The organism is Microbacterium azadirachtae, assembly GCF_000956545.1.
GTDB classification, from domain to species: Bacteria; Actinomycetota; Actinomycetes; order Actinomycetales; family Microbacteriaceae; genus Microbacterium; species Microbacterium azadirachtae.
This window is the reverse complement of the sequence record NZ_JYIT01000081.1, coordinates 126,397-145,418: the sequence shown is the minus strand read 5'-3', so window position 1 is coordinate 145,418 and position 19,022 is coordinate 126,397. Positions and strand designations below refer to the sequence as shown.

Below are 19,022 nucleotides of genomic sequence, written 5' to 3'. Positions count from 1 at the left end.
GCACATCCCCAGCACCACGGCGCCCCAGCGGCCGGCGCTCGCGTCGGCCACACCATGTCGATCCGGAGAAGAAGAGCGCGCAGCGGCCGCGCTGATACATCGGTCTCAGAATCCGCGCCCGTGCACCTGGAACGAGGAGCGCAGCCCGGTGCGCTCCTCGGCGCGCGCCAGCGCGAGCGCCGGCGGGAGCCCCGCGGCGAGGCCGGTGTGGACGGTTCCGAGCAGCTCGCACGCGTCGTCGTCGGCGACGATCACCGGCGTCGCGATCACGGTTCCTGTGCCGGCGTGCAGCCAGACCCGCGTCATGCCGATCGCCTCCCACCCCCAGCGCACCGAGGAGCGGCCGACCTCGCAGGCCGACAGCACCACGGTGTCGGGGACGGGCGTCACCCGGTCCACGTCGTATCCGAACAGCGCCCCGTCCGCGAGCTCCAGGCCGGAGAACATCGGGTTCCCATCGGCATGCCTGCCGTGCGCGGCGAGGTGCAGCACGCTCACCCGCGCTGTCAACTCCGTCACCGCGCCGACGGTCGCCTCGTCGCCCTCCAGGACCCTCGCTCCGGGCCAGGCGGAGGCACCCCGCGCCGCCTCCTCCGGGCCGCGGGGCACGCGCGGCCCGACGGCGAAGCCCACGCCGCGGAAGGGGGCGGGCTCGCGCGGCTCCCGCCATTGCGTCGCGGAGTCGGTCACGGTGAAGACCCGCCCGCGCATCGCGGGCAGCATCGCCCAGGGCACGCCGTTGAGGATCGCCGCGGCGGCGAGGGCGAGCCGTCGATCCCCGACGATCGGGAGCACCGGGGCGAGGAGAGCCTCCGAGAGGGCGTCGAGGCGCTCGTCGAGGGACCGGCGCACGACATCGCCCATCGGGCCGCTGCGCACCGTCGCGGCGACGTCGAGGTCGGCCCGCAGACCCTCCAGCGCGCGACGTACCACCGGCCAGCGCGGGATGTCGACGATCCGGGCGTCGTCGGCCGTGACGGCGACCGCGACGAGGCCGTCTCGCTGGAACGCGTACGCGACGAACGCGGTGTCTCCGTCCAGGTCGGCCTGCAGCTCGGCGAGCGTGAGGCGCCGACGGCCGCCCGCGCGGCCGATCGACGACCACTCGCGCTCCCGCACCTGCTCGCTCAGCGCCGCGGCGCGCGGCTCGGCGAGCCAGTCGCCGGAGACCGCCTCGGCACGCAGCATCCGCAGCTCCGTGAGATCGGCGGCGAGGGCCGGATCCGGGGGAGGACGCAGCGGCACGGTCTGCTGGCTGAGGTGGCGGGCTCGCTCCGACCAGTCGAACACGACCTCCGGCCGTCCCGAACGCACCGCGGCGCCGAGCCCGGCGTACAACAGCCCCGCGCCGTGCATCACGAGAGCGGTGGCGAGGTCGAGGCTCCCGAACGATGCCTGCCACCCCGCGAGCTCGTCGAGCCCGGCGGCGGCGATCCGCCGGGCCCTCGCGTCATCCCCGGATGCGGCAGCGCGCGCGGCGCGCACCTCCTGCGCGAGGAGCCGGACCGGCAGCGGCGCGTCGGCGGGAACGCGGATGCGGGACTCCCGTTCCGGGTCCGCGGGGCCGGTCTGCGCGCGGCGGCGCTGCCAGGTGAGCCGCAGCGACGCCGCCTCGGCGCGCAGCCGGTGCGCCCGCAGCTGCGTCTCGACCCGGTCCACGGCGCCGTCGGACGGCGGGGTCACCGAGGTGGCCCGGCCGTCGGCCTCCACGGTCAGCAGCGCCCGCAGCCGCACGGCTTCCGCCCGCACGCTCCAGGACTCGCTGCCGACGGCGCGGAACCGTCGCGCGGCGGCCGCGGCGATCGGCGCCGCGCGCTCGGGGTCGTGGCTCAGCAGCGACCGCGCGAGCTGGAACTCCGCCTCGGCGCGCGCCTGCCGCATCCGATGCGCGCCGAACACCCGGATCGCGCGTTCCAGGGCGTGCTCGGCATCGCGCGTGAGACCGGCATCCCGCAGCACTTCCGCGCGATCCCGGTCGCAGATCGCGGCGTTCACCGCCGACGCCGTGCTGAGGACGGTGCGCGCTTCCCCCATGCTCTCCAGAGCGGGCACGAGATCGCCGGCGAGCAGCGCCGCGTAGCCGCGGTTGTGCACGGCCATCGCCCGGGAGACCTCGTCACCGGTCGCGGCGTAGTCGGGCACGGCGCGGTCCAGATCGGCGATCGCCGCCGCCAGGCGCCCTGCCTGCATGTGCACGACGCTGCGGTTGAGCAGCATCGGCGCGCGGTGCTCCACCTCGTCGCCGATGCCCGCGATGCCGCGGTCCAGCAGCGACATCGCCTTGTCGAGGTCCCCGCGCTCCAGCGCCACGAGCCCCAGCTGGCCGCACAGCATCGCCGTGGTCGCGGGGGAGAGCCCGGTCCACGCCAGCGCCTCGAGGCAGATCGCCTCCGCCGAGGCGCGGTCGCCCTGGCGGATCGTGATCGCCGCGAGGGATCCGGCGATCCGCGCGCGGAGGTTGGGATCCTCGGTGCGGGTCCGAGCGCGGAGCAGCGCCTGCCGGGCCGCCGCGTTGCGGCCGGCGTTCAGCTGCGCGCGTCCGCGCCGGTACAGCTCCTCCGCTGTCAGCGTCACCCTCACAGCATGGCGCGCGGGCGCGCGCCGCGGGAGTGCTTTCTACGTGCGCGACGCATCCTCCCTGGCGCAGCGGTCGAGCACGGTGCGCACGGCGTCCGCGATCGTCGACGGGGTGCGGACGGCGGGAGCGCCGGATCCCAGCTCCCGCGCGATGCGTCCGGCCACGACGGGGGCGGCGAAGGAGGTGCCGCTCCACACGGCGAACCCTCCGGCGAAGTCGTCGAGGTCGAGCGTCTCGCGCCGCCGGTCCTCCGCGTCCTCGCGCGTGCCGGCCTGCGTCCCGCCGTCGAACGCCACCGGCAGGGTGGAGAGCACGGAGACGCCCACGGCGTACGTGCGCACCCAGGGCCCGATGTTCGAGAACAGCGCCACCGAGCGCCCGGACGGGTTCAGCGCCCCGACCGAGACATGCGGGGCGAGACCCTTCTCGTCCTCCGGATCGATGCCCGACTCCGCACCCCAGGCGAACAGTGCCGCGGGGGACGACGGCCGGTCGGTGGCGTCGTTGCCGGCCGAGCACACGACCACGCATCCCGCGCCGCGCACGCGCCGGAGCAGGCCGTACAGCTCGCTCAGCGTCTCCTCGGCGCCGGGGGACTCGTGGAAGAACCCGAACGACAGGGTCATGACGTCGAGGTGCAGCGCCCCGCTCTCGAGCAGCTCGACGATGCGGCCGAGCGCCCCGAGCAGGTCGTTCTCCATGATCGTGCCGTTGCCGTCCGACACGCGGACCGGAAGGATCTGCGCCTCGGGACACGCCTGCAGGACGAGCCCTGCGATGAAGGTGCCGTGCCCGGCGACGGGATCCAGCCGTCCGTCGAGCGGGTCGGTCAGCGAGGGGTGCGTCTCGGGATCGGTCGCGGGATCGTCCAGCCCGAGCGGCTCGCCGCTGTGGGTGGTGCGGTGGATCAGCACGGGGTCCGCGCCCGGCGCCGCTCCGGGCAGGTTCCCGAACCACGGATGCGCACCGCAGCCGGTGTCCAGCACGGCGATCACCGGTCGCCGTGCTCCGGCGGGGAGCGGCGTACGCAGGGGAGCGGGTCCGGTCCACGCCACCGGGGTGCGTCCGCCGAAGCCGGGGTAGGCGTAGCTGGCGAGCCCTGCGGGGTTGCCGGTGAAGGGGTTGCCGGTGAAAGGGTTCCCGGTGAAAGGGTTCCCGGTGAAGGGGTTTCCCGTGAAGGGGTTTCCGGTGAAGGGGTTTCCCGTGAACGGATGGATCCCGAGCACGTGGTTCAGCGCGAGGCCGCGGATCCCGTCGTCGCGGGCCGCCACGAGCAGCCGCCAGGCGTCCGGAGCGTGCACAGGTCGCCCGTCGCGCGCGGCGCCGGCGGCGACGGTGATGCGCATGCGGGACGAGTCCGCGATCCCCGCGCGCGCGGGACCCCGGGGCGCTTCCGGGCGCTCGCCCTGTGCTTGTTGGGGCGGAGCAGGACGCGCGCCCGGCCGCGCGCCCACCGCATCCTCCAGCCGCTCCGGGGAGACGCTCCAGCCGAGAGCCTGGGCGAGCTCGGCGAGGCGCTCGTCGCCGCGCCGCCCGGTCTCGTCCACTGCGAAGAAGTCGGGGCGCACCAGCAGCACATCCGGCTCGTACACGGTGGTGTGCGCGCGGGGCCCCTGAGCGGGCTGCAGGCTCACGTCCAGCACCGCCCCCCGCACGCGCGCCGCGCGCTCCCGCTCGCGCCAATCGGGTCGGCCGGTCCGACCGCCGCCCCCTCGTCGCTCGTCGCCGTCGCGTGCCATCTGCGCCTCCTGATCGAACCGTCAGCCTGCATCACACCTCGAACCGCGGGGTGCGGAACTCGGTCGGCTCGCCGTCCGGCCCGCGGAGCACCAGCCGCAGCGCGGAGAGCCCGGCCGGGATCCCCTCGAACGCGAACCGTCCCGGCGCGGCGACCTCGGCGCCCCACTCACGATCTCCCTGTGCCAGCCGGATCGCGAGAGCCTCGCCGTCGACCCAGCCGTCGACCCGCCGCAGCCCCGCATCGCTCGCGGAGATGTGGAGCACGATCCCCGTGCGCCCGTCGCTGAACTGCAGCGTCGCCGTGTCGGCCTCGCCCCGCACGGCGGCGAGCCCCTCCTGCTCCACGAGCGTCAGCAGGGCGTACTCGCGGCCGAGGTCCTCCACGGCGACGGCCGCGACCATCCGGTCCTCGAGCCCCGCGGGCACCTGGTCCTGTGTCTCCCACATCGCGCGCAGCCGTGCGAGCAGCGCCGCGTCGGCGGCGTCGTCCTCAACGGTCATCCTCGTCCTCCTCCCATCCGTCCTGCTGCAGCAGGGCCCGGAGCTTGCCCAGGCACCGCTGCCGGGTCGGCCCGATCGAGCCGATCGGCATCGCCAGATCCTGGGCGATGCGGGCGTAGTCGGGTCTCTCGTCGAACGCGACGACCCGCAGCAGCCTCTGGCAGCGCGGGTTCAGCGCGCCGACCGCCAGCCACAGCGCCCCCGACTCCGTGCCGCGCTGCGCCTGGCGCTCCGCCGACTCCCCGCGCGGCAGGAGCGGCTCGAGAAGCTCGGCGTCGATGGGATCCGCCCTGCGCTGCAGCCGGCTCACGCGCCACGCCTCGCGCCGGGCGCACAGCGTCAGCCAGCCGGAGATCGCCCGCGGCTCCTCGATGGCCGCGTGCCGGCGCACGAGCGCCATCCACGTCGACTGGACGACGTCCTCGGCGAGCGCTCGGTCCAGTCCGTAGGCACGCGCGACATGCCACAGCACCGGCGTCATCAGGCGGACGAGGTCGTCCATGGCGCGCGTCTCTCCGCCGCGCCAGCGCACGAAGAGCGCCGCTGCGCGCTCCCAGCGCGGCGACTCCGTGCCCGCCGCGTCGTCGCGCTCCCCGAACGGCTGCGTTCGGTCGATGGCCGTCATGGCGCCCATTGTCTCCACACGGGGCAGGAGAGCGATAGTGGCTTCCTGATACAAGATCCGTGCACGGATCCTGAGATCGCCGCCAGCGGGTCAGAGAGCGGCGATGACCTCGCGGAGCACGTCGGGGTCGTACCAGGGGATCTCGCCGTCCGCGAGGGCGTGATAGCGCTCGTGGCCCTTGCCGAGGACCACGACCGTGTCCTCCGGGCGGGCCATCCGCACGGCCGCCGCCATCGCCTCCCGGCGGTCGGCGATCTCGACGATCTCGACGACGCTGGAGCGGGCTCCGTCGATCAACGAGGCGCGGATCTCGGCGGGATCGTCGTCGTAGGGGTTGTCGTCGGTGATGACGAGAACGTCGGCGAACATCGCCGCGAAACGGCCCATCATGCGGCGCTTGGCCGTGTCGCGGTGGCCGTTCGCGCCGAGCACGGCGATGAGCCGCCCCTCCGGAGTCGTGGTGCGGATCGCGCGGAGGGCGGCGTTGATCGCCTCGGGCTTGTGCGCCGAGTCGACGATCGCGGTGAACGGCTGTCCGAAGTCGAACCGCTGCAGCCGGCCCTCGACGCTGGGCAGCGCGGCGATGCCGGGGGCGAGCTCCGCGAGATCCCTGCCCGTCTCCGCGAGGGCGGCGACTGCGGCGAGGATGTTGTTCACGTTGAAGGCGCCGGTGAGCTGCGTCGTGAAGCGCACGCGCTCGCCGTCGGGGGCGCGCACGGTGAACGAGGATCCGTGCGCACGCAGCTCGACGTCCTCCGCGCGCCAGTCGGCCGCCTCGGATCCGCTCGCCGACGTCGTGCGCACGGGCACCGTCGCCTGCGCCGCGAGCACGCGGCCCCAGTGCGAGTCGATGTCGACGATGCCGATCCTGGCGTGCTCCGGCGTGAGCAGCAGGGCCTTGGCGGCGAAGTAGTCGGCCTGCGTGGGGTGGTAGTCGCGGTGGTCGTGCCCGAGGTTGAGGAAGACGCCCGCGTCGAAGGCGAAGCCGTCCACGCGGCCCAGCGTGAGCGCGTGGCTGGACGCCTCGACGGCGACCGTCTCGAGCCTCTGCTCGCGCATCACGGCGAACAGGGCCTGCAGCTCGGGCGCCTCGGGGGTGGTCAGCACCGGCGGGAAGAAGTCGTCGCCGACGGTCGTGCCGATGGATCCGATCGTGCCCGAGCGGGACATCCCGGCGGCCGCGGCCACGTAGAAGGCGGTGGTGGTCTTGCCCTGGGTGCCCGTGATGCCGATCGACGTCATCGACGACGCGGGGTCCCGGTAGAGGAACGCCGACGCGGGTCCGGCGGCGAGGCGCGGGCTCTCCACCATCAGGGTCGGGACGCCGTCGGGGACGAGTGCGGCGCCGTCGGCATCGGTGAGCACCGCGGTCGCGCCGGCCTCGACCGCCTTGGCGGCGAACCGGGCTCCGTGCGCGTTCGCCCCGGGGATGCCGAGGAACAGGTCGCCGGGACGGACGTGATCCGTCGACAGCGCAGCGCCCGTGAACACCGTGTCGGCCCGCTCCGGCGCCGGCGCGGAGAGGTGCGCGGCGAGGTCGCCGAGAGTCGCGCGGAACGTCTCGACAGGGCGGGAATCCAGGCGCGGGGCGGGATAGTTCGACACGGAGGGCATGACCGTCCGAGTCTACCGGGGCGCCGGTGCGCACAACGCAGGAGATCCCGGCTGGTGGGCCACGGAGGAGCCCAGAAGCGGCGGATTCTCCTGCGTCGTGTTCGGAGAAGGCCGGGTTCGGAACAGGAGGCGCCGCGGCGCGTCACGGGGCGCGCATGAACTCCTCGGCGGCGCGCACCTGCTCGTCGGTCGGACGGATGCCGGTGTACAGCACGAACTGCTCGAGCGCCTGCAGCGTGGCGACCGAGGCGCCGTTGATGACGGTCTTGCCGGCGGCGAGCCCTGCTCGCACGAGCGGGGTCTCCGCAGGGAGGGCGACGACGTCGAACACCGCGGTCGCGGCCTGGATCGCCATCTCCGGGAACGACAGCGCGTCCGCCTCCGCGCCGCCGGCCATGCCGATCGGCGTGACGTTGACGAGGATGTCCGCGGTGCGGCCGTCGACGTCGGCCGTCCAGCCGAAGCCGTAGAGGCCGGCGAGGGCGCGCCCCGCCTCCTCATTGCGCGCGACGACCGTGACGTCGGCGAAGCCCGCGTCGCGGAAGGCTGCGGCGGTGGCCTTCGCCATCCCGCCGGACCCCCGCAGCAGCACCGACGACGCCGGATCCAGGGCGTTGCGTGCGATGAGCTGCGCGATCGCCGAATAGTCCGTGTTGTACGCCGTGAGCACGCCGTCGTCGTTCACGATCGTGTTGACCGAGTCGATGGCCGTGGCGGACGGATCCATCCGGTCCACGAGCGCGATCACGTCCTCCTTGTACGGCATGGAGATCGCGCAGCCGCGGATCCCGAGGCCCCGGACGCCCGCGATCGCCTGTGCGAGGTCGGTCGGCGCGAACGCCTTGTAGATCCAGTTCAGCCCGAGCGCCTCGTAGAGGTGGTTGTGGAACCGGGTGCCGTTGTTGCTCGGTCGCGCGGACAGCGAGATGCACAGGGTCATGTCTTTGTTCAGGATCGGCACCGACCCAGAGTACCGAGCGCGCGCGGGCCGCGGCGGGGGGAGGTCAGGCCGACGCGAGGGCCGGCTCGGCGACCGTCTCGCCGACGGCGCGCACGAGCGCCTGATCGAGGTCGGCGAGGATGTCGGCCGGATCCTCGATGCCGATCGACAGGCGCACGGTCGTCGCGCTGATGCCGGCGGCGGCCCGCTGCGCGGCGTTCAGGTGCGAGTGGGTCATCGACGCCGGGTGCGCGACCAGGGAGCGCGCGTCGCCGATGTTCGCCACGAGCCGGACGACGCGCAGCCCGTCCACGAAGCGCTCCACCCGCTCCTGGTCGCGCTCCTCGTCGCCGGTGGAGACCAGGTCGATCGAGAAGACCGCGGGCGCGCCGTGCGGAAGGTAGCGCGCGACCAGAGGATGCCACGGGTTCCCCGCGAGCCCCGGGTGATGCACCCGGGCGACGGCGGGGTGGTCGGCGAGCGCCTCGGCGATCGCCAGCGCGGACGAGCTCTGCCGGGCGACGCGCAGGTCGAGCGTCTCGATGCCCTGCAGGATCTGGTGGGCGTTGAAGGGGGACAACGACGGCCCCAGGTCGTGCACGTACTTCGCCTTGACGAGCGCGCCGAAGGCGAAGCCCTGGCCGAATCGCTCCCACAGCGAGACGGGCCCGAACCGGTCGTGCTGAGCCGTGAGCTGCGGCCAGCGGGAGGGGTCCGCGCCGAAGTCGAAGGATCCGAGGTCGACCGCGACGCCGCCGAGAGATCCGCCGTGGCCGCTCAGGTACTTCGTCGCCGAGTGGACGACGAAGTCGGCGCCGTGCTCGCCGGGACGCTGCAGGTACGGCGTGGTCACGGTGCTGTCGATCACGAGGGGGACTCCCGCGGCATGCGCGATGTCGGCGACCTGGCGCACGTCGAGCACCTGGGCCACCGGGTTCGCGACCGACTCCGCGAAGAACAGGCGCGTCCGCGCGGTCACGGCCGAGCGCCACGCCTGCGGATCGTCCTGGTCGACGAAGGTGACCGCGATACCGAAGTCGTCGAGCGTGTCCTGGAGCAGGTCCACTGTGCCGCCGTACAGACGGTCGGCGGCGACCACGTGGCCGCCGCGTCCGGCGAGCGCCAGGATCGTGACCGCCACCGCGGCCTGGCCGCTCGCCACCGCGATCGCGGAGACGCCGCCCTCGAGCGCGGCCACGCGCTCCTCGAGCACCTGCTGCGTGGGGCTGGCGTTGCGGCTGTAGATGTTGCCCGCCCGGCGCAGGGCGAACAAGTCCCGCGCCTCGGCGAGATTCGCGAACTGGTACGCCGCGGACTGGTACAGCGGCGGCACCGCGGTGTTCTGCGGTGTGCCGGGGACGTAGGCCGCCTGCACCTGCTTCGTCGCGAAACGGGTGTCGGGGGCGGAGGCGGCGGGATCGGTCACGGACCCATCCTGCGGCGCACCGCCGTGCTGCGCAGGCATGTTTCCGACTGTTGCGCGGCGATCGTCCCAGACGTTCCGCGCGTCAGGGACGCAGGATGATCTTGCCGTGCGCGGTGTGGTCCTCGATGAGACGATGCGCCTCGGCGGCGTCCGCGAGCGGCAGTTCCGGGCCGAACTCGATCGAGAACCGTCCTTCCGCGATCAGCGCGACGGCGACGGGGACGGCCTCCGCGCGCCAGGCGAGCTCCTGCGCGCTCAGCGGGACGGGGCTGCCGCCGCTGAACGCGCGGATGCCCAGGTCCGCGGCGTCGGGGCCGCGCACGATCGTCGCGATCCGCTGCCGGTCGCCGACGAGCGCGAGCGACGCGGCGACGGCCTCGTCGGTGCCCGCGCCGTCGAGCGACACGGTGATCTCCCGCCCGTCGGCCGCCGCGCGGATCCGGTCCTCCAGACCGGGGCCGTACTCGACCGGGATCGCGCCGAGCCCCCGCAGGCGCTCCTGCGACGCCCGGCCGCCCGTCGCGATGACCGACGCGCCCCAGGCCACCGCGAACTGGATCGCGGCCTGGCCCACGGCGCCGGATCCCGCGTGCAGGAGCAGCAGGTCGCCGGCACCGACGTCGAGGGAGCGCAGCGACTGGTAGGCGGTGCCCGCGGGGATGCCCAGCGAGGCGCCCTGGGCGGCGGTCACCGCGTCCGGCAGCGCGGTGAGGTGCGCGGCGGGCACGGCGAGCGCCGTCGCGTAGGTGCCGCGGGTGTCGCGGACGGCGACCCTCGCGCCGACCGCGACGTCGGTCACGTCGGCGCCGACCGCGGTCACCACGCCCGCTCCGTCGAACCCGAGATGGCGCGGCTCGGTGATCGGCGGCAGCGGTCGCAGCCCGCTGCGCTGCTTGACGTCGATGGGGTTGACGCCCGCCGCCTCGATGCGCACCACGACTCCGTCGGGCGCGGGGACCGGATCCGGCACCTCCACCAGGGTGAGGACCTCGGGTCCGCCGATCTCGGTCTGCACGATCGCCTGAGCCATGGATCCAGGCTACGACGGGCCCGATGCGGCGGGGCCGTGTCCGTCATCGGGCGCAACGGTCGCGGCGGGGACGGCGGGGTCAGCGCTCGGCGAGCGCCTTCACGATCCGCTGCGGTGAGACGGGCTGCGCGGTGCCGAGGCGCTGCGCGAACAGGCTGACCCGATACTCCTCGAGAAGCCAGCGCACCTCGGTCAGCCGGGGCTCCGCGTCCGCCGGGAGCGGGAACGTGCCGCCGGCGTCCGCGAACTGCTGCGCCATGCGCTCGTACTCGGTGAGCCGGGTGCGGTCCTTGCCCGGCGCGTCGGCCAGCGTGCGCAGGCGATCGAGGATCCCGTCCAGATAGCGCGGGTAGTGGGCGAGGCGCTCGGCTCCCGCGCTCGAGATGAAGCCGTTCGGGAGGAGGCCGGCGAGCTGGCCGCGGATGTCGTTCAGCGTTCCGAGCAGGGCGAGGGAGTTCTGCCCCTTCATCGCCCGCTCGACCTCGCGCGCCTTCGTCAGGATCCGGGCGACGAGCGACACGAGCGCGAAAAGCTCGTCCACGACGATCGCGGAGACGCCGTCGCGCACCCGGGTGAACTCCGCCTCGGTGCGCACGATCCCGGATCCGCCGGTGAGCCGGTCGATCGCCGCCCGGGCGACCGCGGCGCGCGCATCCTCGACGAGGGCGGCGACGTTCGGATAGGGCGAAGCGGCGAGCGCGAGCTTCTCCGGACTGGTCAGGTGATCCTGGACGTAGGAGGCGGGGGAGGGGATGCCGAGCAGCACCAGGCGCAGCACGCCGCCGCGGGTCGCGGCCCGGGCTGCCTCGGCGGTCGCCTCGACGCGCAGCGACACGGTCTTCCCCTGATCGACGAGGGCCGGGTAGCCGCGCACCACGCCGCCGGCCACCCGGGTGTCGAGCACCTCCGGGAGGTCTCCGACGTCCCAGGCGGTGAGGCCGTCGCGCGCCGCGGGGGCGGGAGGATCGGCGGCACGGCCGGCGTCCGGGCCGCGCTCGATCGTGCGGGCGACGCTCGCCCGGGAGCGATCGGCGAGGTCGCGCTGGAGCGCGACCAGCTCCCGGCCGGATCCCACGACGCGGCCGCGTTCGTCGACGGCGCGGAAGTTCATCCGCAGGTGCGCGGGCACGCGCTCCAGATCGAAGTCGGCGGCCGACATCGGCTGGTTCGCGAGAGGCTGGATGAGCCGCGCGAGCGCCTCGCGCAGGCTCCGCGGCGGCAGGCCGGAATGCGCCTCGGGGGCGTCGGGGGCGAGCTCCGCGCCGAATCTCTCGGCCCAGTCCGCAGCGGGGACGACGTGCCGACGGATCGCCTTGGGAAGGGCGCGGAGCAGGGCGGTCACGAGCTCGGCGCGCAGTCCCGGCACCTGCCAGTCGAAACCCGCGTCCTTCACCTGCTGCAGCAGGGCGAGGGGGACGACCACGCTGACGCCGTCATCGGGCGCGCCCGGCTCGAAACGGTAGGCGAGCCCCAGGACCTGGTCCGCCTGCGTCCAGCGGGTGGGGAAGTCGCGCTGGTCGGCGCGCTCGTCGTCGTCGAGCAGATCGCTCTCGCGCATCACGAGCAGCTTCGGGGTGGTGGCGAGCGCCTCGCGCCACCAGGCCTCGAAGGAACGCACGTCGAAGACCTCGGCCGGGATCCGCTCGTCGTAGAAGCGGAACACCGCCTCGTCGCCGACGAGGATGTCACGCCGCCGCTCGCGCTCCTCGAGCTTCTCCAGGCGGCGGCGCAGCTCGGCGTTGCTGCGCCAGAACGCCGAGACGCGCTTGTCGATCCGGCTCGGATCCCATTCGCCCTCGACGAGCGCGTGGCGCACGAACAGCTCGCGGGCGGCCGGCCGGTCGATCCGGGCGAACTGCACCCGGCGGCGGGCGACAAGCTCCACGCCGAACAGGGTCACCTTCTCGAACGCGACGGCGGCGCCCGCCTCCTTCGACCAGTGCGGCTCTGAGATCTGCCGCTTGGCGAGATCGCCGGCGAGGGCCTCGGCCCAGGCCGGGTCGATCGCGGCCGCGGTGCGCGCGAACGTGCGCGACGTCTCCACGATCTCGGCCGCCATGACCGCGCGCGGCGCCCCGGTCCCCGAGGCTTGGTCCTTGAGGCGTCCCGAACGGCGCAGGGCCGACCCGGGGAACAGCGAGAACCGGATCCCGCGCGCGCCGCGGTACTCGGCGACCCGACGCTTCTGGTCCTTCTGCCCGCCCTTGGCCGGCGGCCCCTTGGTGAGGGTGCGCTCGTCCAGGATCCCGATGTGGCTGAGCAGTCCGGCGAGCAGCGCGCGATGCACCGCCTCGGGAGCGGCGGCGCCGGTGTCGGCCTCGCGTCCGGCCTTCACGAGGGTGCGCAGCTGGCGGTGCACGTCGAACCACTCGCGCACCCGGACGTAGTTCAGGTGCTCGGCGCGGCAGAGTCGGCGGAACGCACTGGATCCGAGCTCGCGCTGCTGCTCGCGCAGGTGGTTCCACAGGTTCAGGATCGAGAGGAAGTCGCTGGTCGGATCCGCGAACCGGGCGTGCATCCGCTCCGCCTCGTCGCGCACCCCCTGTGGTGCGTCGGCGGAGGGGCGCTCGCGCACGTCCTGGATCGACAGCCCGGCGACGATCGCGAGCACGGCTGCGGTCACGTCCGTCCGCACCGCTTCGACGAGCATGCGCGCGAAACGGGGATCGATCGGCATGCGGGCGATGTCGCGCCCGATCCGGGTGAGCCGCGGCGGCTCGTCGGAGCCGCGTCCGACGCGCACGGCTCCGAGCTCGACGAGCAGGTCGAACGCGGAGCGCACGTCGCGGGACTCCGGGGGTGTGAGGAACGGGAAATCCGCGATGTCGCCGAAGCCGAGGCTCAGCATCTGCAGCACGACGGCGGCGAGCGAGGTGCGCAGGATCTCCGGCTCGGTGAACTCGGGGCGCCTGTCGAAGTCGTCCTCGCCGTACAGGCGGATCGCGATGCCGGGGCTGGTGCGTCCGGCGCGGCCGGAGCGCTGGTTCGCGGACGCCTGCGACACGGCCTCGATCGGCAGCTGCTGCACCTTGGAACGGCTGCTGTACCGCGAGATGCGGGCCGTGCCGGTGTCGATCACGTACTTGATCCCCGGCACGGTGAGACTCGTCTCGGCCACGTTCGTGGCGAGCACGACGCGGCGTCTCAGGCCGGCCACCGTGGACGGCTCGAACACCCGGTGCTGCTCCGCGGCCGAGAGGCGCCCGTACAGGGGCAGCACCTCGACCGGCGCCGTCTGCGAGCGGTAGGCCCCGCGGATCGCGTCGGCGGCGTCGCGGATCTCCGCCTCGCCGGGGAGGAACACGAGCACGTCGCCGCGCTCCTCGCGGTCGAGCTCCTGCAGGGCGCGCACGATCGCGGTGACCTCGTCCTCGGGCTCGGCCTCCCGCTTCCCCCGCGCAGAACGCAGGAGAGCCGGGCTGTTTCGCCCGGTCGAGGGGGATCCGGACCCGGAATCTCCTGCGTCGTGTTCCGAGGCGGGGGCGTCGTCGACCAGCGGACGGTAGCGGATCTCGACCGGATAGGTGCGGCCGGAGACCTCGATCACCGGCGCGGGCTCGCCCTCGGCGTCCGCGAAGTGCTTCGCGAAGCTGTGCGGGTCGATCGTCGCCGAGGTGATGATCACCTTGAGGTCGGGGCGCTCGGGCAGGATCCGGTGCAGGTAGCCGAGCAGGAAGTCGACGTTGAGGGAGCGCTCGTGCGCCTCGTCGATGATGATCGTGTCGTAGCGGCGCAGCAGCCGGTCGCGGTGGATCTCGTTGAGCAGGATCCCGTCCGTCATGAGCGCGATCCGGGTCTCGTCCGACACCTGGTCGGTGAAGCGCACCTTGTATCCGACGAGTCCGCCGAGGGGCACCCGCAGCTCCTCCGCGATCCGCTCGGCGATCGTCCGCGCGGCGAGACGGCGCGGCTGCGTGTGCGCGATGCGCTCGCGGCCCAGCTCGAGCAGGATCTTCGGCAGCTGGGTGGTCTTGCCGGATCCGGTCGCGCCCGCGACGACGACGACCTGGTGGTCGCGGACGGCCGCGGCGATCTCGTCGCGCGCCGCACTGACCGGAAGTTCCGGCGGATAGGAGATGACGGGCGCGGACATAGCCCTCCAGCCTAACGCGCCGCACGGGTGAGAGCCGGATCCGGTCTCGCGAGCGCCCCTCGTCTCGCTGCACCCGCCCGGGGCACCGAGGGGGATCCGTCCCCCGAGCGGGCGGCGAGAGCCCGGGTCAGAAGTGAGTGCCGCCGTCGATGCGCACCTCGGTGCCGGTGATGAAGGCGCCGTCGGCGCTGGCGAGCATCGCGACCACGCCGGCGACCGACTCGGGGCCCGCGAACCCCTGACCGATGGCCGGGGCGAGCTTCATGAACAGGCTCATGTCGGCGTCCTCGGGCAGGCCGGGACCCTGGCTCTGCTTGCTCTGGCCGGATCCGTCGGTCATGCCGGAGGAGATCGACCCGGGCTGCACGGCGGTGAAGCGGATGCCCTGCTTCGCGTACTCCGCCGCCAGGGCGTGCGTCATCGACTGGACTCCGCCCTTGCTCGCCGCGTAGGCGGCCATGTACGGATGCGCGAACATCGCCGAGGTCGAGCTGAAGTTCACGACGGCGGCGTCCGTGCCCTCCAGGAGCGCGGGGATGGCTTCGCGGATCATCAGGAACGTGCCGACCAGGTTGACCTGGATCACCTGCTGGAACTGCTCGAGCGTCGTCTCCGCAGTGTGCGAGGAGCGCAGGATGCCCGCGGCGTTCACGAGCACGTCGAGCCCGCCGAGCGCCTCGACCGCGGCGGCCACCCCGGCGCGCACGGACGCCTCGTCGCCGATGTTCACCTCGACGGTCGTCAGGCGATCCGCGGCATCCCCGGCCTTGGCGACGGTGTCCGCGAGTCCGGCGGCGCTGACGTCGGCGGCGACCACACGCCCGCCCTCGGCGAGCATACGCAGCACCGTGGCCTGTCCGATGCCGGATCCGCCGCCGGTGACCAGTGCGCGGCGTCCCTCGTAGCGGTTCATGTCGAATCCTTCTTCCTTTGGAGTCTCGTCGTGCCTAAATGGCACAACGTGTCATATTGACACACAACACCATGAAACGGAAGGTATTCCCGTACGCTCGGACCATGCAGACGCCTCCCGGGCTCATGTCCCGCCGCAAGGCCGAGACCGCGAACGAGATCGCGGCCGAGGCCGCCCGGCTGTTCGCCGACCGGGGCGTGGCCGGCGTCACGGCGGCGGAGATCGCCGAGGCCGCCGGCGTGTCGCTGCGCACGTTCTACCGCTACTTCGCGACGAAGGAGGACGCGGTCGCCCCGTTCCTCGAGATCGGCGCGGCGCGCTGGCAGGCGGCCCTCCGCGCGGCGGAGGAGGATCCGGCGACGGCGATCCCGGGCGTGCTCGCTGCGCAGCTGACACCCGGCTCGCCGGAGGACTCCGACGCCCTCGCCCGCATGCGCCCGCTGCTGCGCGCGCTCGACGACGACCGCGAGCTCCGCGCGGTGTGGCACCGGGTGAACCACGAGTCCGAGGAGCGGCTCGTCGCTCTCATCTCCGAGCGCGGCGGCCACGACCGGCTCGAGGCGCGGATCCTCGCCGCGGCGGCGACCGAGGCGATCCGCATCGGCCTCGAGGAATGGGCGCGATCCACCGCCGGCGTGCACGGCGCGGGATCGCCCGCGGCCCTCGCCACGCGTGCCTATGCGGCGCTCGCTCCGTCGCTCGGAGAGGCGACCGAGACGCACGCCGCCCACTGAGGCCGCCCTGCAAGGAGGCGGTCGGCACGGCGACGTCCGGCGACCCGGCCCTTCGCGCCGCGGAGGGATCCTAGGCTGGGGGCATGACGACGATTCCCGGAATCCTGCTCAACGACGGCAACACCATCCCTCAGCTCGGCTACGGCGTCTTCAAGGTCGACCCGGCCGACACCGAGCGCACAGTGAGCGAGGCGCTCGAGATCGGCTACCGGCACATCGACACCGCCGCCATCTACGGCAACGAGGAGGGCGTCGGCACCGCCATCGCGAAGAGCGGCATCCCGCGCGACGAGCTGTTCGTGACGACCAAGCTCTGGAACGACCGCCACGACGGCGACGAGCCCGACGCCGCGATCCAGGAGAGCCTGGACCGTCTCGGCCTCGACCACGTCGACCTCTACCTCGTGCACTGGCCCACCCCGGCGCGCGACAACTACGTGCACGCCTGGGAGAAGGTCGTCGGGATCCGCGACCGGGGCCTTGCCCGTTCCGCCGGCGTCTCGAACTTCCTCGTGCCCCACCTCGAGCGCATCGTCGCCGAGACCGGCGTGGTTCCCGCGGTGGACCAGATCGAGCTCCACCCGGCGTACCAGCAGCGCGACGTCGCCTCCTGGGCCCGAGACCACGACGTGAAGATCGAGGCCTGGGGACCGCTCGGCCAGGGCAAGTACGACCTGTTCGGCGCGCCCGCCGTGGCGGACGCGGCGGCGGCGCACGGCAAGTCCCCGGCGCAGGTCGTGCTGCGCTGGCACCTGCAGAAGGGGAACATCGTGTTCCCGAAGTCGGTGCGCGCCGAGCGCCTGCGCGAGAACCTGGACGTGTTCGACTTCGCGCTGAGCGACGTCGAGTTCGCCGCGATCTCCGCGCTCGATCCCGGTGACGGATCCGGTCGCGTCGCGTCCCACCCGGACGAGGTCAACTGACGGCCGCGCCTCGTCCCGTCGATGCGCCCCTCGCTGGACGGGCCTCAGGGATCCGCGCGGCGTAGCGTGGAGGCATGAGCAACCGCCTCGCGGACACAGGGAGCCCCTATCTGCGTGCGCATGCCGACAACCCCGTGGACTGGTATCCCTGGGGCGAGGAGGCGTTCGCGCAGGCGCGGCGTCGCGACGTGCCGGTGCTGATCTCCATCGGCTACAGCACCTGCCACTGGTGCCACGTCATGGCGCGGGAGTCGTTCCAGGATCCGGCGACGGCGGAGGAGCTCAACCGAGCGTTCGTGGCGATCAAGGTAGACCGCGAGGAGCACCCGGACGTCGACGCCGCGTACCTGGCGGCCGCGTCGGCCTTCACCCGGGACCTGGGCTGGCCCCTCACCGTCTTCACGACACCGACCGGGCGCGCGTTCCACGCGGGCACCTACTTCCCGCCCGTCCCACGGGGCCCGATCCCGGCGTTCCGCACCGTGCTGGCCGCCGTCCGCGAGGCGTGGACCGATCGCCGTGAGGAGGTGGAGGCGCAGGCCGGCGCGGTCGCCGACGCGCTCGCGTCGCTCGTGCATGCGGAGCCGACCGCGCTGCCCGGCGAGGCCGAGCTGTCCGCGGCCGCCGCGGCGATCGCCGCGCGCGAGGACCGGCGCCACGGCGGCTTCGGCACGGCGCCGAAGTTCCCCGTCGCCACCACGCTGCGCTTCCTGCAGGCGGTCGGACGCGGCGACGTCGTGGATCGCGCGCTCGACGCCATGGCGGCGTCCGAGCTGCGCGACGAGGACGGCGGCTTCTTCCGCTACGCGACGCAGCAGGACTGGTCGGTGCCGCACTACGAGCGCATGCTCGCCGACAACGCCCAGCTGCTCGACACCGCTCTCGACGCGGGCCGCGAAGACGTCGCCCGCGGTGCGGCGCAGTTCCTGCTCACCGTGCTGCAGCGCCCCGAGGGCGGCTTCGGCGCCGCACAGGACTCGGAGTCCTGGATCGACGGCGAGCGCAGCGAGGGCGGCTACTACCGGCGCCCCGTCGCCGAGCGCGCCGGGCTGCAGCCCCCGGCGGTCGACGGCAAGGTGATCACCGGCTGGAACGGACTCGCGATCGCGGCGCTCGCGCGCGCCGGCGACGCCCTCGGCGAACCGTCCTGGGTCGCGGCGGCCGCGCGCGCCGCCGACGTCGTCCTCGCCGTCAACCGCGACGCCGCGGGGCGCCTGGTGCGCACGTCCCTCGACGGGACCGCCTCTGCGGCCGTCGCCACCGAGGCCGACCTCGGGCTCCTCGCCCAGGGGCTGTTCGCGCTCGCGCTGGCCACGGGCGACGCCGGATGGGCCGTGCAGGCCCTCGACGTGCTCGCGGCACCGGCGCAGGCCGATCCCGTGCTCGCCGGTCACGCCATCCCGGTCTCCGCCGAGGACGGCGACGGCGATCTGCCGTCCGGTGCGGCCGCGCTCGCCGCGGCCGAGCTCACCGCCTGGCGGCTGGGCGCGGGGGAGCGGCACCGGGAGCGGGCCGTCGCGCTCGTCGAGGCGAGGGCGCAGCGCGCCCTCCAGCAGCCGTTCGGGTATGGAGCGCTGCTGCGCGTAACGGCCGGCCTCGCCCGGCAGCCGCGTCAGGTCGTCGCGGTCACCGCCGATGGCCGTGGCGCGCTCGCCGCCGCCGCACGGCGCGCCGACGCCGACGTCGTGGCGGTGCTCGCCCCGGCCCAGGTGCGGGCTTTCGCCGCGGCCGGCTTCACCCTGTTCGAGCAGCGAGACGAGGTCGCCGAGGTGGTGCACGACTGCCGAGGCTTCGTATGCCGGCTGCCTGTCTCGGATCCGGCGCTGGTGCCTGTGGAGCGCTGAGGTTCGCACGCGCGGGCTGGACAGTCTGCTCAGATGATCCCGATATGTGGCGGACAGACTG

Annotated in this window: 13 protein-coding genes; 3 read left to right on the top strand and 10 right to left on the bottom strand. The window is 73.7% G+C overall.

All coding sequences use genetic code 11. The features are described 5' to 3' along the window. Positions 1-105 precede the first annotated feature (105 nt). The 10 genes from RL72_RS12870 to RL72_RS12825 all read right to left on the bottom strand — a co-directional run bounded on the left by RL72_RS12870 (position 106) and on the right by RL72_RS12825 (position 15,460). Positions 106-2,574 carry a CHAT domain-containing protein gene (locus RL72_RS12870; protein ID WP_045251297.1) on the bottom strand — a complete coding sequence of 823 codons (2,469 nt, stop codon included), beginning with the start codon at positions 2,572-2,574 and terminating at the stop codon, positions 106-108. Between the two features lie 42 nt (positions 2,575-2,616). Further along, complete coding sequence (locus tag RL72_RS12865; RefSeq protein WP_052674400.1) at positions 2,617-4,317, bottom strand: S8 family peptidase; 1,701 nt, start codon at positions 4,315-4,317, stop codon at positions 2,617-2,619. 31 nt (positions 4,318-4,348) lie between these two features. Beyond that, positions 4,349-4,819, bottom strand: a complete 471-nt coding sequence (locus RL72_RS12860; RefSeq protein WP_045251232.1) for a hypothetical protein — start codon at positions 4,817-4,819, stop codon at positions 4,349-4,351. Continuing rightward, a complete protein-coding gene (locus RL72_RS12855) occupies positions 4,809-5,444 on the bottom strand; it encodes an RNA polymerase sigma factor (protein WP_156156797.1) in 636 nt (211 codons plus the stop codon). Before RL72_RS12855 ends, RL72_RS12860 begins: the two co-directional genes overlap by 11 nt. Positions 5,445-5,534: 90 nt before the next feature. Next, entirely contained in the window at positions 5,535-7,058 is a 1,524-nt protein-coding gene (locus RL72_RS12850; protein WP_052674398.1) for a Mur ligase family protein, read from the bottom strand. A 142-nt stretch (positions 7,059-7,200) separates the two neighbouring features. Further along, the gene (locus RL72_RS12845) at positions 7,201-8,019 is read right to left on the bottom strand and encodes a shikimate 5-dehydrogenase (RefSeq protein ID WP_258955412.1); all 819 of its coding nucleotides are present in this window, start codon (positions 8,017-8,019) and stop codon (positions 7,201-7,203) included. Between the two features lie 43 nt (positions 8,020-8,062). Continuing rightward, a complete protein-coding gene (locus RL72_RS12840) occupies positions 8,063-9,424 on the bottom strand; it encodes an O-acetylhomoserine aminocarboxypropyltransferase/cysteine synthase family protein (RefSeq protein WP_045251229.1) in 1,362 nt (453 codons plus the stop codon). A gap of 82 nt (positions 9,425-9,506) precedes the next feature. After that, on the bottom strand, positions 9,507-10,454 hold the full coding sequence (locus tag RL72_RS12835; RefSeq protein ID WP_052674396.1) for a quinone oxidoreductase family protein: 948 nt from the start codon (positions 10,452-10,454) through the stop codon (positions 9,507-9,509). Positions 10,455-10,533: 79 nt separating this feature from the next. Then, positions 10,534-14,547, bottom strand: a complete 4,014-nt coding sequence (gene hrpA / locus RL72_RS12830) for an ATP-dependent RNA helicase HrpA (RefSeq protein ID WP_045251228.1) — start codon at positions 14,545-14,547, stop codon at positions 10,534-10,536. Positions 14,548-14,674: 127 nt separating this feature from the next. Then, a complete protein-coding gene (locus RL72_RS12825; protein ID WP_045251227.1) occupies positions 14,675-15,460 on the bottom strand; it encodes an SDR family NAD(P)-dependent oxidoreductase in 786 nt (261 codons plus the stop codon). Between the two features lie 104 nt (positions 15,461-15,564). On the opposite strand from RL72_RS12825, the gene RL72_RS12820 reads away from it, so the two are divergent. The 3 genes from RL72_RS12820 to RL72_RS12810 all read left to right on the top strand — a co-directional run bounded on the left by RL72_RS12820 (position 15,565) and on the right by RL72_RS12810 (position 18,961). Next, entirely contained in the window at positions 15,565-16,194 is a 630-nt protein-coding gene (locus RL72_RS12820) for a TetR/AcrR family transcriptional regulator (RefSeq protein WP_045251226.1), read from the top strand. An 83-nt stretch (positions 16,195-16,277) separates the two neighbouring features. Next, complete coding sequence (locus RL72_RS12815) at positions 16,278-17,117, top strand: aldo/keto reductase (protein WP_045251225.1); 840 nt, start codon at positions 16,278-16,280, stop codon at positions 17,115-17,117. 74 nt (positions 17,118-17,191) lie between these two features. Next, complete coding sequence (locus RL72_RS12810; RefSeq protein WP_045251224.1) at positions 17,192-18,961, top strand: thioredoxin domain-containing protein; 1,770 nt, start codon at positions 17,192-17,194, stop codon at positions 18,959-18,961. The last annotated feature ends 61 nt before the right edge of the window (positions 18,962-19,022 follow it).